Annotated in this window: 15 protein-coding genes; 9 read left to right on the forward strand and 6 right to left on the reverse strand. The window is 72.4% G+C overall.

What is annotated here, in order from left to right; translation table 11 throughout:
• Positions 1-1178, reverse strand: a 1178-nt coding sequence (gene purD / locus SACPADRAFT_RS29555; RefSeq protein ID WP_040924798.1) for a phosphoribosylamine--glycine ligase, incomplete at its 3' end; no start/stop codon positions are given.
• Between the two features lie 238 nt (positions 1179-1416).
• On the opposite strand from purD, the gene SACPADRAFT_RS0223355 reads away from it, so the two are divergent.
• Positions 1417-2502 (forward strand): glycerophosphodiester phosphodiesterase, encoded by a 1086-nt coding sequence (locus SACPADRAFT_RS0223355; protein WP_007024528.1) that lies wholly within the window; start codon positions 1417-1419, stop codon positions 2500-2502.
• 72 nt (positions 2503-2574) lie between these two features.
• Here SACPADRAFT_RS0223355 and SACPADRAFT_RS0223360 read toward each other — a convergent pair whose 3' ends face one another.
• On the reverse strand, positions 2575-3861 hold the full coding sequence (locus SACPADRAFT_RS0223360) for an adenylosuccinate synthase (RefSeq protein ID WP_007024529.1): 1287 nt from the start codon (positions 3859-3861) through the stop codon (positions 2575-2577).
• A gap of 84 nt (positions 3862-3945) precedes the next feature.
• On the opposite strand from SACPADRAFT_RS0223360, the gene SACPADRAFT_RS0223365 reads away from it, so the two are divergent.
• The 3 genes from SACPADRAFT_RS0223365 to SACPADRAFT_RS0223375 all read left to right on the forward strand — a co-directional run bounded on the left by SACPADRAFT_RS0223365 (position 3946) and on the right by SACPADRAFT_RS0223375 (position 6839).
• Positions 3946-4578, forward strand: a complete 633-nt coding sequence (locus SACPADRAFT_RS0223365; protein WP_007024530.1) for a hypothetical protein — start codon at positions 3946-3948, stop codon at positions 4576-4578.
• Between the two features lie 179 nt (positions 4579-4757).
• Positions 4758-5999, forward strand: coding sequence for a lipase family protein (locus SACPADRAFT_RS0223370; protein ID WP_007024531.1), 1242 nt, complete (start codon positions 4758-4760; stop codon positions 5997-5999).
• 132 nt (positions 6000-6131) lie between these two features.
• On the forward strand, positions 6132-6839 hold the full coding sequence (locus SACPADRAFT_RS0223375) for an HNH endonuclease family protein (protein ID WP_007024532.1): 708 nt from the start codon (positions 6132-6134) through the stop codon (positions 6837-6839).
• A 75-nt stretch (positions 6840-6914) separates the two neighbouring features.
• Here the strand turns inward: SACPADRAFT_RS0223375 and SACPADRAFT_RS0223380 are convergent, their stop codons facing one another.
• The 3 genes from SACPADRAFT_RS0223380 to SACPADRAFT_RS0223390 all read right to left on the reverse strand — a co-directional run bounded on the left by SACPADRAFT_RS0223380 (position 6915) and on the right by SACPADRAFT_RS0223390 (position 9573).
• Positions 6915-7328, reverse strand: coding sequence for a DUF3151 domain-containing protein (locus SACPADRAFT_RS0223380; RefSeq protein WP_007024533.1), 414 nt, complete (start codon positions 7326-7328; stop codon positions 6915-6917).
• Between the two features lie 109 nt (positions 7329-7437).
• Positions 7438-8466 carry a class II fructose-bisphosphate aldolase gene (gene fbaA / locus SACPADRAFT_RS0223385; RefSeq protein WP_007024534.1) on the reverse strand — a complete coding sequence of 343 codons (1029 nt, stop codon included), beginning with the start codon at positions 8464-8466 and terminating at the stop codon, positions 7438-7440.
• Positions 8467-8733: 267 nt separating this feature from the next.
• Positions 8734-9573, reverse strand: coding sequence for an LLM class F420-dependent oxidoreductase (locus SACPADRAFT_RS0223390; RefSeq protein WP_007024535.1), 840 nt, complete (start codon positions 9571-9573; stop codon positions 8734-8736).
• Between the two features lie 90 nt (positions 9574-9663).
• On the opposite strand from SACPADRAFT_RS0223390, the gene SACPADRAFT_RS0223395 reads away from it, so the two are divergent.
• The 3 genes from SACPADRAFT_RS0223395 (at position 9664) to SACPADRAFT_RS0223405 (ending at position 12450) form a co-directional block, all read left to right on the forward strand.
• Positions 9664-10590, forward strand: a complete 927-nt coding sequence (locus tag SACPADRAFT_RS0223395) for an SDR family oxidoreductase (protein ID WP_007024536.1) — start codon at positions 9664-9666, stop codon at positions 10588-10590.
• 138 nt (positions 10591-10728) lie between these two features.
• Positions 10729-11190, forward strand: a complete 462-nt coding sequence (locus SACPADRAFT_RS0223400) for a pyridoxamine 5'-phosphate oxidase family protein (protein WP_007024537.1) — start codon at positions 10729-10731, stop codon at positions 11188-11190.
• 132 nt (positions 11191-11322) lie between these two features.
• On the forward strand, positions 11323-12450 hold the full coding sequence (locus SACPADRAFT_RS0223405) for an NDMA-dependent alcohol dehydrogenase (RefSeq protein ID WP_007024538.1): 1128 nt from the start codon (positions 11323-11325) through the stop codon (positions 12448-12450).
• A gap of 30 nt (positions 12451-12480) precedes the next feature.
• On the opposite strand, the gene SACPADRAFT_RS0223410 is transcribed toward SACPADRAFT_RS0223405, so the two are convergent.
• The gene (locus tag SACPADRAFT_RS0223410) at positions 12481-12768 is read right to left on the reverse strand and encodes a YciI family protein (protein WP_007024539.1); all 288 of its coding nucleotides are present in this window, start codon (positions 12766-12768) and stop codon (positions 12481-12483) included.
• A 171-nt stretch (positions 12769-12939) separates the two neighbouring features.
• Between SACPADRAFT_RS0223410 and SACPADRAFT_RS0223415 the strand changes: the two genes are divergently transcribed.
• Positions 12940-13641, forward strand: a complete 702-nt coding sequence (locus SACPADRAFT_RS0223415; RefSeq protein WP_007024540.1) for an RNA polymerase sigma factor — start codon at positions 12940-12942, stop codon at positions 13639-13641.
• Between the two features lie 62 nt (positions 13642-13703).
• Positions 13704-14492, forward strand: a 789-nt coding sequence (locus SACPADRAFT_RS0223420) for an N-acetylglucosamine-6-phosphate deacetylase (protein ID WP_007024541.1), incomplete at its 3' end; no start/stop codon positions are given.

The raw sequence follows: 14492 nt of genomic DNA on the forward strand, positions 1-14492 counted from the left end.
GCCACCCGCGCGTAGGCGTCCTCCCGGGCCGTTCCGAGGTCGTCGGCGACCCCGACGACGGACAGCACCCGGCCGCCCGCGGAGACCACGGCACCGTCCTCGCGACGGCGGGTGCCCGCGTGCAACACCCCGTCACCCTCGCTGCCGGTGATCACGTCGCCGGTGCGCGGTTTGCCGGGGTAGCCGTCCGCGGCGAGCACCACGGTCACCGCCGCGCCGCCGGACCAGTCGAGCGGCGGGTGCCGGTCGAGACTGCCGGTCGCGGCGGCGTGCAGCAGCCCGGCCAACGGCGTCCGCAGCAGCGGCAGCACCACCTGGGTCTCCGGGTCCCCGAACCGGCAGTTGAACTCGATCACCTGCGGACCGGCCGAGGTCAGCGCGAGCCCCGCGTAGAGCAGGCCCTGGAAGGGGGCGCCCCGGCGGTCCAGCTCGTCGACGACCGGCTGGACGACCGTGGCGACCACCTCGTCCACCAGCCCGGGGGGAGCCCAGGGCAGTGGGGCGTAGGCGCCCATGCCCCCGGTGTTCGGGCCGGTGTCGTCGTCACCGACCCGCTTGAAGTCCTGCGCGGGCAGCAGCGGCACCACGGTGCGCCCGTCGACCAGGCAGAACAGCGACGCCTCGGGGCCGTCCAGGAACGATTCCAGCACCACGGGGTGCCCACCGTCGAGCAGCATCAGCGCGTGCTTGCGGGCCCGTTCGACGTCGGTGGTGACCACGACCCCCTTGCCCGCCGCGAGTCCGTCGTCCTTGACCACCCAGGTGGGTCCGAACCGGGCCAGGGCGGCATCCAGATGCGCCGGGTTGTCCACCACCTCGCTCCGGGCGGTCGGCACCCCCGCCGCGTTCATCACGTCCTTGGCGAACGCCTTGGACCCCTCGATCCGGGCGGCGGCCGCGCTCGGCCCGAAACAGGCGATCCCCTCCGCGCGCACGGCGTCGGCGGCGCCCGCGACGAGCGGCACCTCCGGGCCGATCACGACGAGGTCGGCCCGCCAGGACACGGCGAGTCCGGCGATCGCCGCGGGGTCGGTGAGGTCGACGCCGAGTGTCTCGGCGACCGCGGCCGTCCCCGGGTTGCCGGGGGCGCAACCGAGGGCCGTCACCGCCGGATCGTGTGAGGCGGCGAGGGCGAGGGCATGCTCTCGGGCTCCGGAGCCGATTACCAGGACGCGCACGCGCACAGGGTAGGTCGCCCGGGTCGGACGCCGTTCACCGGCATGTCCTCCCCCAGCCCCTGACGGGTCGCCTCCGGGCCGCTGTCGGTGGACAGTGTGGGACGGGCCCGCCACACACCGTGGGCGGCCGGATCGGGAGAAGGGCGGCAGCATGCGACGACGTACGGGGACACGGCGTACAGGAACACGGCGTACAGGGAGACGATGGCAGGCCGTACTGGCCGTGTGCGGGTTGGCGATGACGGGGATGATCGCCGGTCCGGCCACGGCGGGGCCGGACCCTTCGGCCGGGAAGCCGGGCCCGCCCGCGTTCGGCGCGGGTTACGAGCTCCTGGTCATCGGGCACCGCGGGGCATCGGGATACCGGCCCGAGCACACCCTGGCGTCCTACGAACTGGCGGCCCGCCTGGGTGCCGACCACCTCGAACCGGACCTGGTGACCACCGCCGACGGCGTGCTCGTGGCGCGCCACGAACCGGAGATCGGCGGCACCACCGACGTGGCCGACCGGCCGGAGTTCGCCGACCGGAGGACGACGAAAACGGTCGACGGCACGCCGGTGACCGGCTTCTTCGCCGAGGACTTCACCCTCGCCGAGCTGAAGACGCTGCGTGCGACCGAACGCATCCCGCACCTGCGCCCGCACAACACGATCCACGACGGGCGCTACCCGATCCCGACGTTGCAGGAGATCCTCGACCTGGCGGACCGGCTGTCCCGGGAGCTCGGGCGGGAGATCGGCGTCTACCCGGAGACCAAGCACCCCACCTACTTCCGGGAGCAGGGGCTGGCACTGGAACCCGCGCTGGTGCGGACACTGACCCGCAACGGGCTCAACCGGCCGAACGCGCCGGTGTTCGTGCAGTCGTTCGAGGTGGGCAACCTGCGTGCGCTCGACGACGAGCTCCGGGTCCCGCTGGTGCAGCTGATCGCCGGTTCGGGCGCGCCCCACGACCTCGTGACCGCCGGGGACCCGCGCACCTACGACGACCTGGTGACCCCCGACGGGCTGGCGACGATCGCGGAGTACGCCGACGGGATCGGTCCGGCGAAGGGCCGTGTGCTGCCGGTCACCGAGGACGGCGGTCTGGGACGCCCGACCCCGCTGGTCGCCGACGCCCACCGGGAGGGGCTGGTGGTCCACCCGTACACGTTCCGGGCGGAGAACACCTTCCTGCCGCCCGAGCTGCGGTCTTCCGACGACCCCGCGGCCCTCGGCGACGTCTTCGCCGAGTACGAGGCGTTCCTGGCGGCGGGGGTGGACGGCGTGTTCGCCGACCGGCCGGACCTCGCGGTGGAGGCCACCCGCACGGCCCGGCGCTGACCGGTCACCGCGCGTCCGCGCCGGGGTGCCCGCCGATCCCGGGACGGCGGGCACCCCGGCCGGGCGCGGTGGTCAGGCGAACTCGTGCCGGACGATGGTCTGCTCGCGGCCCGGCCCGACACCGATCGCGGAGATCCGCGCGCCCATCAGCTCCTCCAGCCGCTCGACGTAGGCGCGCGCGTTGGCGGGCAGGTCCGCGAAGCTGCGGCAGCCGCTGATGTCCTCGGCCCAGCCGGGCAGCTCCTCGTAGATCGGCACGGCGTGGTGCACCTCGGTCTGCGTCATCGGCATGTCCTCGGTGCGGAAGCCGTCCACCTCGTAGGCCACGCACACCGGGATCCGCTCCAGCCCGGAGAGCACGTCGAGCTTGGTGAGGAAGTAGTCGGTGATGCCGTTGACGCGCGCGGCGTAGCGGCCGATCACCGCGTCGAACCAGCCGGTGCGGCGCGAGCGGCCGGTGGTGACGCCGAACTCCCCGCCGGACTTGCGCAGATCCTCGCCGGACTCGTCGAGCAGCTCGGTCGGGAACGGGCCCGAGCCCACCCGGGTGGTGTAGGCCTTGACGATGCCGAGCACGGTGCTGATCCGGCCCGGCCCGATGCCGGACCCGGCGCTGGCCCCGCCGGAGGTGGGGTTGGACGAGGTGACGAACGGATAGGTGCCGTGGTCGACGTCGAGCAGGGTGCCCTGCGAGCCCTCCAACAGCACCGTCTCACCGCGTTCCAGCGCCCGGTTGAGCTCCAGCCGGGTGTCGGCGATCCGGTGCGCGAACCGCTCGCCCTGCTCCAGGACGGTGTCGGTGACCTCGTCCACGTCGAGACCCTTGCGGTTGTAGACCTTGACCAGCACCTGGTTCTTGAACTCGAGGGCCGCCTCGACCTTCTGCCGCAGGATCTTCTCGTCGAGCAGGTCCTGCACCCGCACGCCCACCCGGGCGATCTTGTCCTGGTAGCAGGGGCCGATGCCGCGGCCGGTGGTGCCGATCCGCTTCGCCCCGAGGTAGCGCTCGGTCACCTTGTCGATGGCGACGTGGTACGGCATGATCAGGTGCGCGTCCGCGGAGATGAGCAGCCGGTCGGTGTCCACCCCGCGCTCCTCGAGCCCGGACAGCTCGTCCAGCAGCACCCCCGGATCGATCACCACGCCGTTGCCGATGACGTTCGTGATGCCCGGGGTGAGGATGCCGGACGGGATCAGGTGCAGTGCGTAGTCCTGCCCGTCGGGCAGCACGACCGTGTGCCCCGCGTTGTTGCCGCCCTGGTAGCGGACGACCCAGCGGACCCGGTCGGCGAGCAGGTCGGTGGCCTTGCCCTTGCCTTCGTCACCCCACTGGGCCCCGACGAGCACGATGGCCGGCATGTGACACTCCTGGTATTCGACGGTCGAAAAGAGCGTGGCGCTGGTGGAAATCGCCGGTGACCGAGCCTAACCGAGGAGCGCTCCGTGGGTGGACTGGTGCTGGCTTGCGGCGACGCGACGGACGCGTTACCGACGGGCGACCTCCGGGTGACCGAGCTGCCCGAACGCCCCGGCAGGACCGATGTCGATCCCGTGCTGGAGCCGTCGCTGATCGTGGCGGGCACTGACGCCGACCTCGCCGCCGTGGTGCTGCGGCTGCTGCGCAGGGAACTGCTCGCGGACACCGTGGTGGGCTTCGTGCCGACCCGCGCGGACTCGGCGGTGGCCGCCCTGTGGAGCCTGCCGACCGACCCGCACGCCGCACTCGAACGCGCCCGCGGCGGCGTGGACCGGCCCGTACCGCTGATCCGCAACGACGCGGGCGGCGTCCTCGTCGGCAGCGGGGTGCTGCCGCGGGTCCGGGGGCGGGCGTACTGCGACGACACGGTGGCCCTGCACGGGCCGTCCCGGTCGGTCGAGGTCCACGCGGGTGAGGACGGGCTGGTCGTCACGGTGACCCGGGGCAGGCTGGTGCGCCGCCGCACGCGACACACCGGCAGGGCGTTCCAGATCGCGTGCGACCCGGTCGTCCCGGTCTCGGACGGGGTGCCGCATCCGCGGTCGATGACCGGGTGGACGTGGTACCGCCACACCTCCGACCTCCGGCTGGTGCGGTGATCGGCCGGCGCCTCGTGCCCACCCGGCTCCGCGGTAGGAGATTTTCCTCATAGGTGCGGGCCGAAAAGCGTCCGCTCATCTCGTCGATCCGTCCACAATTTCCCCGCCACTCTTTGACAACGGCCGTTGTCGCACGAGAATCCGGTCCGGACAGTGTTGTCGAGACCACAGGAGCGCCCATGCGACCACCGGGCCGGACCCGCCGATCCCTGGCGGCGTTGCTCGCCCTGACCACCGGGGCGGCCGTTCTCACCACCGGGACGGGCCTCGCGCAGGCCGGGGATGCCGGAGACTTCTACACACCCCCCGCACCCCTGCCGCCGGGCGCGAACGGCGACGTCATCCGGGCGGAACCGTCCGCGTTCCACCTCGACCCGGCGGGCCTGGTCGAGTTCGCGGGCGACTCCTACCGGATCATGTACCGCAGCACCGACACCCACGGCGACCCGGTGGCGGTGACCGGGACGGTGCTGGTGCCGGACACCGCGTGGAGCGGCGCGGGCGAGCGTCCGCTCATCGGGTACGCGCCGGGCACCCAGGGGGTCGGCGACGACTGCGCCCCGTCGAAGAAGCTGGAACTGGGGATGGAGTACGAGGGGCCGTTCGTCACCGGCCTGCTCGAACAGGGGTACGCGGTGGTGGTCACCGACTACGAGGGCCTGGGCACACCCCGCACGCACACCTACGTCAACAGCGCCTCCGAGGGTCACGCCGTGCTGGACGCGGTCCGTGCCGCGCAGCGGCTGCCCGAGGTGGACGTCCCGGACGACGGCCCGGTCGCGCTGGCCGGGTACTCGCAGGGCGGCGGCGCCTCCGCGTCGGCCGCGGAGCTGCATCCGTCGTACGCGCCGGAGCTGGACGTCAAGGGTGCCTACGCGGGCGCCCCGCCCGCGGACCTCGCCGAGGTGGCGCCCGGCCTGGACGGCCACTACGCCGCGGCGTTCCTCGGATACTCGCTGCTGTCGCTGGACGCCGCCTACGACGACATCGACGTCCGTTCGGTGCTCAACGCCGAGGGGGAGGCGATGCTCGCCGAGGTCGCCGAGCAGTGCACCGGGGAGGCGCTGCTCGCGCACGCCTTCACCCGGTCGGAGACGTTGACCGAGGACGGCAGGCCGCTGACCGACTACCTGGACGAGGAGCCCTACGCCTCCCGGGTCGCCGAGCAGAAGCTGGGCGAGCGCGCCCCCGAGGTGCCGACCCTGGTGGTGCACAGCGTGCTCGACGACATCGTCCCGTACGCGCAGGGCAGGCAGATGGCGGCGGACTGGTGCGCGCGGGGCGCGACCGTGCGGATGACCACCTCGGTGGTCCCCAGCCATGTCGGCGGCATGCTGCGTGCCTACCCGGAGGCCGTGTCCTGGATCGGTGACCGGTTCGCCGGTGAATCCGCCCCGGACAACTGCGACCGGCTGCGCTGACCCCGGACCGGTCGGCCCCCGTGGCCCCGGTGGTTCCACCGGGGCCACGGGGGCCACGCGATCTTCGTCTCATCCGGCCGGTTGTCACCCGATGGTGTTGATCGGGAGCGACCGGTCGGTCACAGTCGGAACGTGTCCATTTCGCGTACTTTCCGTATCACTATCGCCACCCTCGGTGTCACCGCCGTGGTGGGGGCGTGCTCGGCGGCGGAGGACCTCGGGATCTCGACCGAGGACTTCGGCTCGACCTCCTCGTCCACCGCGCCGTCGAGCCAGACGGCCGATCCCGCCCCCTCCGGTGGCGACGTCGACGAGGAGACCGCCCGTGCCCGGCTCGCCGAGCTGACCGTCGAGGAGGAAGGCACCCTCGACGGGTACGACCGGGAGGAGTTCCCGCACTGGAGCAGCCAGGGCGACAACTGCGACACCCGCGAGGTCGTGCTCGAACGGGACGGCACGGACGTCGAGACCGGCGAGGACTGCTACCCCACCTCGGGCAGCTGGGAGAGCCCGTTCGACGGGGAGACCTGGACCGATCCGTCCGATCTCGACGTCGACCACATCGTGCCGCTCGCCGAGGCCTGGCGCACCGGGGCCGACGAGTGGAGCACCGACCGGCGGGAGAGCTTCGCCAACGACCTCGACGGGGTCAACCTGCTCGCGGTGACCGACAACGTCAATCAGTCCAAGGGGGACCGCGGCCCCGAGGAGTGGCTGCCGCCGCTGGAGTCCTACCACTGCGAGTACGCCGCGCTGTGGATCGACGTCAAGCACACCTGGGACCTCACCGTCGAACAGGAGGAGAAGTCCGCACTGGAGGACGTGCTCGCCTCCTGCTGAGCACCGGTCGGCACGACGGGCCGGGCACGGCCCGTCGTGCCGGTGCGACCCGTGCCGATCGGCGGGCCGCCCGCGTCAGGACAGGCCGGTCGCCTCGGCCGCGGCCGGGTCGGAATCGGTGATGAGCTGTGCGCAGCGGTCGTACTCGTCGTTCTCCCCGATCCGCCCCGCCGCCTTGGCCAACGTGGCGGTCGCCCGCAGGAATCCCTGGTTCGGGCGGTGCGCCCACGGGACCGGGCCGAAGCCCTTCCAGCCCGCCCGGCGCAGCTGGTCCAGACCGCGGTGGTAGCCGGTGCGGGCGTAGGCGTAGGCCGCGACGTGCTCGTCCCCGGCCAGGGCGCGCTCGGCGAGCGCCGCCCACGCCTCGCTGAAGTCGGGATACTCGGCGGCGACCTCCGCCGGATCCGTCCCGGAGTCCATCGCGGCCTCCGCGTCGGGCCGCTCGGGCAGTCGCGTGGCGTCGGGTTCGAGGAGATTGCCGTGCGTCATGGGTGCCATTCTGCGGCACGGAGGACGGACACGACGGGCCGACCCGGCACCGCCACCCACGGCGGCGACACCGGACCGGCCCGGACGCGGAGGACGGACGGAGGAAGCCTCAGAGCTTCTTCCCCGCCGACTTCAGGCTCTGCGCGGCCTCGACCACGCGGTCGGCCATCGCGCCCTCGGCCACCTTGAGGTAGCTGCGCGGGTCGTAGGCCTTCTTGTTGCCGACCTCGCCGTCGACCTTCAGCACGCCGTCGTAGTTGCGGAACATGTGGTCGGCGATCGGCCGGGTGAACGCGTACTGCGTGTCGGTGTCCACGTTCATCTTCACCACGCCGTAGGAGACCGCCTCGTGGATCTCCTCCAGCAACGAGCCGGAACCGCCGTGGAAGACGAGCTCGAACGGCTTCGCGTCGGGGTCCATGCCCAGCTTCTCGGCGGCGACCCGCTGCCCGCGCCGGAGCACGTCCGGGCGCAGCTGCACGGCGCCGGGCTTGTAGGAGCCGTGCACGTTGCCGAAGGTCGCGGCGAGCAGGTAGCGGCCCTTCTCCCCGGCCCCGAGCGCGTCCACGGTCTTGAGGTAGTCGCCCTCGGCGGTGTAGAGCTTCTCGTTGATCTCGTTGGAGACCCCGTCCTCCTCACCGCCGACGACGCCGATCTCCACCTCCAGGATGATCTTCGCGGCGGCGGCGCGGTCCAGCAGGTCGGAGGCGATCTTGAGGTTCTCGTCCAGGTCGATCGCCGAGCCGTCCCACATGTGCGACTGGAACAGCGGGTTCTTCCCGTTGGCGACCCGCTCCTTCGAGATGTCGATCAGCGGGTTGACGAAGCCGTCCAGCTTGTCCTTGGGGCAGTGGTCGGTGTGCAGGGCGATGTTGACCGGATACTTCTCGGCGACGACGTGGGCGAACTCGGCGAGCGCGGTCGCCCCGGTCACCATGTCCTTCACCTTCTGGCCCGACGCGAACTCGGCGCCGCCGGTGGAGAACTGGATAATGCCGTCACTCTCCGCCTCGGCGAAACCACGCAGTGCCGCGTTGAGCGTCTCGGACGAGGTCACGTTGATGGCCGGGTACGCGAACTCGTTCGCCTTGGCCCGGTCCAGCATCTCGGCGTAGACCTCGGGGGTCGCGATGGGCATCGATGTCCTCCTCGGATGCGGGCGCTTGGGCGGACCCTCCTTCCGGCGTACCGGCCGCCGGCGACACCACGCGGGCGCGCGTGGTCGCCGGGACGGGGTCCCTGCCCCGCATCCTACGAGGACGGCCCCACGGCCGCGGGTGGCCGTGACCCGGGGTGTGATCCCGACCGGGTCACGGCCACCCGCGGTCCGGCGCGGGGAGTTCCGGCCGTGCGGTCCGGAGGCCGTGCGGTCCGGGGCCGGGTGGCATCCGGGGTCGGGTGGTGTTCAGCCCGTGAGGTTCAGGGCCCCGGCGACGGCCCGGTAGGTGGGCAGCGGGTCGGCGTCCATCGGCAGCGCCTGGATGCACACGTGATCGGCGCCCGCGTCGAGGTGGGCCCGCACCCCCTGCGCCAGGGCCTCGGCGTCCCCGTGGACGGCGAGCTCGTCGATCAGCCGGTCGCTGCCGCCGTCGGCGATCTCCTCGTCCGCCCAGCCGAGCCTGCGGAGGTTGTTCACGTAGTTGCGCAGCTTCAGGTACGGGTTGTTCACGGCCGGGCGTGCCGCCGCCCGTGCCCGCTCGGGGTCGGTGTCGAGCACGACCTTCTGCTCCGGTGCGAGCAGCACCCGGTCCCCGAGGATCTCGCGCGCCCAGCGGGTGTGCCCGGGTGTGGTCAGGTACGGGTGCGCGGCGGCCGTGCGCTCGGCGGAGAGCTCGAGCACCTTCGGCCCCAGCGCGGCCAGTGCCCGGTCGCCCACCGGGACGCCCGCCTCGTCCAGTTCGTCGAGGTAGGACACGATCGTCTCGTAGGGCTTGCGGTACTGCTGGGTCGCCTCGGGATGGCCGACCCCCACACCCAGCAGGAACCGGCCCGGGTGTTTGGCCGTGATGCGGTGGTACGAGCGCGCGACCGTGGCGGCGTCGTCGGACCACATGTTGACGATCCCGGTGGCGACGGTGATGTGGTCGGTGGCGTCGAGCAGCGTGTCGACGATCTCCAGGTCGCCGGACGGCGAGCCGCCGATCCAGATGGTGCCGTAGCCGAGTCGTTCCACCTCGGCGGCCAGCTCGGCGTCGAGGCCGCCGGTCCATCGCCAGATACCGATTGTGCCCAGTTTCGGAGTCATACCTCAGCCCAACACCGAACGCAACTGATCGCATTCCCTCGGGGCCTACCGTTCAGTAGGCTACTTCGAGTAAGTTAGCGCCCGTCCGACATGGCGACCGACCCGGCGATGGAGGCAGGCGTGGCGCGTGGCAACGGCAGGAACGTGCAGGACAAGGTCGTACTGATCACCGGAGCGGCGCGCGGGATCGGGGCCGGTCTGGCCCACCGCCTCGCCGCTGACGGGGCGAAGGTGGCGCTCGTCGGGATCGAGGCCGAGGAGCAGCGCAGGGTCGCCGAGGAGATCGGCCCGACCGCGCACTCGTGGGAGGCCGACGTCACCGACTGGGACGCACTGGGCAAGGCCGTCGACGGCGTGGTGGAGCACTTCGGCGGGATCGACATCGTCGTCGCCAACGCGGGGATCGCCACGACCGGGTTCGTCCGCTCGGTCGACCGGGACGCCTTCGAGCGGGTGTTCGAGGTGGACATGCTCGGTGTCTGGCGCACATTCCGCGTGACCCTGCCGCACGTGATCGAACGGGGCGGATACCTGCTGGCGATCTCGTCGTTCGCGGCCATCGCGCACGCGCCCGGCATGGCGAACTACTCGGCCGCGAAGGCCGGGGTGGAGGCGTTCTGCAACAGCCTCCGCGGCGAGGTGGCGCACCTCGGCGTCAAGGTCGGCGTCGCGCACCCGAGCTGGATCAAGACCGACCTGGTGGACAGCGCCGACGCGCACCCGGTGTTCGGCGAGTTCCGCTCGAACATCCCGGGACCGCTGGGGAAGACCTACCCGCTGGAGCTGGCGTTGGACGCCATCCGGGCCGGCATCCACAAACGCGCGCGCACCATCCACGTGCCCCGCTGGGTCGGCGCGGTCAAGCTGTTCCGCGCGGTGCTGCCGAAGCTCACCGAACTCGGCGTCAAGAGCCGGATCGCCAAGGCCGACGCGGCGGCCCTCGCCGACATCGAGGCCCGGGGCGCCCGCGAGGCGGCCCTCACCGGCCGCTCCGGCCGCGCCGCCACCACCGACTGACGGCCCCCCGCCCGGGTGGTGCCGTGAAGGCCCCCTTCCCTGCCTGTGCCGCCGCGAAGGGGCCCTTGCCTGCGTGTGATGCAGTGAAGGAGTCCTTCGCGGCACCACCCACGGTCACGACGACAGGAGGCACGAGACGTGTCACGACGGGAACAGATCCGGATGAGTCCCGGGGAGGTCAGCAGCTACCTCGCCGGGCAGCGGGTGATCAACGTCGCGACCCTGGGGCCCAACGGCCGGCCGCACCTGGCGCCGCTGTGGTACTTCCCCCGTGGGGAGGGGGTGGCGACGTGGACGTACGGGAAGTCGCAGAAGGTCGCCAACCTGCGCCGCGACCCGCACGCGACGGTGCTGGTGGAATCCGGGGACAGCTACGAGGAGTTACGCGGCGTCTCGATGGAGTGTGACGTCGAGCTGGTCACCGACCCGGCGGCGGTCACCGAACTGGGGCTCGGCCTCACCCGCCGGTACACACCCGGGGTCGACGAGGACACACTCGCTGAGGTGGTGTCGGCCCAGGCGCCGAAGCGGATCGGCCTGGTGTTCACCCCGACCCGGATCGTGAGCTGGGACCACTCCAAGCTCGGCGGTACCTACTGACGCACGGCGCCCCGGGCCCCCGACCGGTCGGCTCAGCGGCCCGGGGTGGCGACTCGGCGGCCTGGGGTGGCGACTCGCGGGGTGGGTTTTCGGTGTGATTCATGTCATGCTGTCTCCGCGAAGGAGGCGCGCATGAAGACCAAGGCAGCGGTTCTGTTCGGCCCCCACACCCCCTTCGAGATCGTGGAACTCGATCTGGACGGTCCCGGTCCCGGAGAGGTCCTGATCCGGTACACGGCCTCCGGGCTGTGCCATTCCGACCTCCACCTCGTCGACGGGGAACTCGCCCCGCGCTTCCCGATCGTGGGCGGCCACGAGGGGGCGGGAGTCATCGAGGACGTCGGGCCCGGGGTCACCCGGGTCGCCCCGGGCGATCACGTGGTGTGCAGCTTCGTCCCGAGCTGCGGGCACTGCCGCTACTGCGCCACGGGCAGGTCGAGCCTGTGTGACCTGGGCGCCACGATCCTCGACGGTTCCCTGCCGGACGGGACCTTCCGGTTCCACCACGCCGGTACGGACCTCGGGGCCATGTGCATGCTCGGCACGTTCGCCGAGCGCGCCACCGTCTCGGAACACTCCGTCGTCCGGATCGACGACTGGCTGCCGCTGGAGACCGCGGCCCTGGTGGGCTGCGGGGTCCCGACGGGGTGGTGCAGTGCCAACTACGCGGGCGGCGTGCGCGCGGGCGACACCGCGGTCGTCTACGGCATCGGCGGTATCGGCATCAACGCCGTGCAGGGCGCCGTGCACGCCGGTGCCCGGTACGTCGTCGCGGTCGACCCGGTGGAGTTCAAACGGGAGACGGCGTTGAAGTTCGGCGCCACGCACGCCTTCGCCACCGCCGACGAGGCCGCCGCGACGATCGCGGAACTGACCCGGGGCCAGATGGCCGACCAGGCGCTCGTCACGGTCGGCGTCGTGGACGAACAGGTGATCTCCGACGCGTTCGACGCGATCGGCAAGGGCGGCACGCTCGTGGTCACCGGACTGGCCGACGTGGAGAAGCTCACCGTGCACGTCTCCGGCGGCGTGCTCACGCTGTTCGAGAAGACGATCAGGGGCACGCTGTTCGGGTCGGGCAATCCGCAGTACGACATCGTCAGGCTGCTCCGGCTGCACGACTCCGGCGCCCTCGCCCTCGACGACCTCGTCACCCGGAGGTACACCCTGGACGAGGTCAACGAGGGCTACCGGGACCTGCGCGAGGGCCGGAACATCCGCGGCCTGATCGTGCACGACACGGACGGCGCCGGGACGTGACCGCGCCCCCACCCCACCGGTGCGGGTGGTTCACTCCGACGATGCGGGCAGCCAGGAGCCGAGCACGGGTTTGAAGTCGCGCACGGTGCGCTCGGCGACCGCACCCTCGACGTAGTACGGATCGGCGTCGATGATGCTCTGCAGGTGTTCGCGGTCGGTGGCCTGGTACAGCGCCATCCCCCCGGTGTCCCCGTCCAGCGGCCCGGCGAGCGCCACCACCCCCTGCTCGGCCAGTGTGGACAGGTACTCGCGGTGCCGGGGCCGCACGTCGGCGTACTTCTCCGGGACGTACCGCTGCTCGACCACGAACCAGGGCATGCCGCCTCCTCGTCTCACCGTATCCTCGGCGTACCCGGCGCCGCGACGGCTCATGCCGCCGCCGGTGCCGCCGACCGCGTACGTTGGGAGCCGAGGTCGACAGCCAGATACGCTGTGTACTCCGGAGTCTCCCAGGACTCACCAGGCACCGTCGACGATGGGCAGGTTTCGATGCACGGCAGCGCCGAGCCCATGCGCCACCGCAGCACCGCACACGAGACGAACCCGCCACACACCGGGACCGCGCCGGAGTCGGCGCCCGCCACGCCCCCGGCGCCGGACGGCCCCGCACCCACGCACTCGCGTGCGGTCGAGCGCGACGTCGAACAGACGCTGGGGCACCTGCGCACCCTGGACGCACCGGTGCAGCCCGCGCAGAAGTCGGGGCCGCTGACGCTGGAGGACCTCTACCGCCAGCACCGCATGCGGCTGATCCGGCTGGCGATCCTGCTGGTGGACGAGCCGGCCACCGCGGAGGACGTCGTTCAGGAGGCCTTCACCGGACTGCACCGCAACTGGGGCAGACTGCGCGACGCCGCCGCGGCCGTCGGGTATCTGCGCACCGCCGTGGTGAACGGCTCGCGCAGCGTGCTGCGCAGGCGCAAGACCGCCCGGGACTACGTCCCCCCGCACTCGGTGAACGCCCGTTCCGCCGAGAGCCTGGCCATGCTGTCCACCGAACACCAGGCGGTGGTCAACGCGCTGTCGACCCTGCCACCCCGGCAGCGCGAGGTCCTGGTGCTGCGCTACTACGGCGGGCTCTCCGAGATCGAGATCTCGGAGGCGACGGGGATCTCGCGCGGCACGGTGAAGTCCACGGCCAGCCGCGCGCTGGAGGCGCTGCAGCGCGCGATGCACGAGGGCCGCCGCTGACCGCGGGGAACCGGCCCGGTCGCGGATGGCGCCGCACCGGTCCCGACCACCAGGCTCGGCCGATGCCCGTGCCCGGCGACCACGACCTCGTCCTGACCGGGGGTCGCCTCGCCGTACCCGACGCGGTGCTCGACGACGGCTGGCTCGCCGTGACCGGAGACCGGATCGCCGGTGTCGGGACCGGGGAGCCGCCGACGGGCCACCGGATCGCCCTGGACGGGGCGCTGGTCGTCCCCGGCTTCGTCGATCTGCACTGCCACGGCGGCGGGGGCGGCTCGTACGCGGCCGGCCCCGCGGAGACGGCCACCGCGCTGGCCACCCACCGCGCGCACGGCACCACCACCACCCTCGCGAGCCTGGTCTCGGCACCCCCCGCGGCGCTCGCCGACCGGGTGGCCGCCCTGTCCGACCTGGTCGCCGACGGGGAGCTGGCGGGCATCCACCTGGAGGGGCCGTTCCTCGCCGGGGCCCGCTGCGGGGCCCACGATCCGGCGGCCCTGCGGGAACCGGACGCCGCCACCGTGGACACGCTGCTGGCGGCGGGGCGGGACAGCATCCACATGGTCACACTCGCCCCGGAGCTGCCCGGGGCGCTGGACGCGGTCCGGCGGCTCACGGACGCGGGTGTGCTGGCCGCGATCGGGCACACCGACGCCTCCGGGGACGCCGTCGGGGCGGCCGTGGACGCGGGGGCCCGCGTGGCCACCCACCTGTTCAACGGCATGCCCGCCCTGCACCACCGCGAACCTGGGCCCGTCGGGGTGCTGCTGGACGACGAGCGCGTGACCGTGGAACTCATCGCCGACCTCGTCCACGTCCATCCCACCGTGCTGCGCCTGGCGGCCCGGCAC

Origin of the sequence: Saccharomonospora iraqiensis subsp. paurometabolica YIM 90007, from assembly GCF_000231035.2 — a bacterium.
GTDB lineage: Bacteria > Actinomycetota > Actinomycetes > Mycobacteriales > Pseudonocardiaceae > Saccharomonospora > Saccharomonospora paurometabolica.

Excerpts from the sequence above, each read along its gene's own strand:
- SACPADRAFT_RS0223355 (WP_007024528.1), top strand. The coding sequence starts at position 1,417 with ATGACGGGGATGATCGCCGGTCCGGCCACGGCGGGGCCGGACCCTTCG.
- SACPADRAFT_RS0223360 (WP_007024529.1), bottom strand. The coding sequence starts at position 3,861 with ATGCCGGCCATCGTGCTCGTCGGGGCCCAGTGGGGTGACGAAGGCAAG.
- SACPADRAFT_RS0223370 (WP_007024531.1), top strand. The coding sequence starts at position 4,758 with ATGCGACCACCGGGCCGGACCCGCCGATCCCTGGCGGCGTTGCTCGCC.
- SACPADRAFT_RS0223380 (WP_007024533.1), bottom strand. The coding sequence starts at position 7,328 with ATGACGCACGGCAATCTCCTCGAACCCGACGCCACGCGACTGCCCGAG.
- fbaA (WP_007024534.1), bottom strand. The coding sequence starts at position 8,466 with ATGCCCATCGCGACCCCCGAGGTCTACGCCGAGATGCTGGACCGGGCC.
- SACPADRAFT_RS0223390 (WP_007024535.1), bottom strand. The coding sequence starts at position 9,573 with ATGACTCCGAAACTGGGCACAATCGGTATCTGGCGATGGACCGGCGGC.
- SACPADRAFT_RS0223395 (WP_007024536.1), top strand. The coding sequence starts at position 9,664 with ATGGCGACCGACCCGGCGATGGAGGCAGGCGTGGCGCGTGGCAACGGC.
- SACPADRAFT_RS0223405 (WP_007024538.1), top strand. The coding sequence starts at position 11,323 with ATGAAGACCAAGGCAGCGGTTCTGTTCGGCCCCCACACCCCCTTCGAG.
- SACPADRAFT_RS0223410 (WP_007024539.1), bottom strand. The coding sequence starts at position 12,768 with ATGCCCTGGTTCGTGGTCGAGCAGCGGTACGTCCCGGAGAAGTACGCC.
- SACPADRAFT_RS0223415 (WP_007024540.1), top strand. The coding sequence starts at position 12,940 with ATGCACGGCAGCGCCGAGCCCATGCGCCACCGCAGCACCGCACACGAG.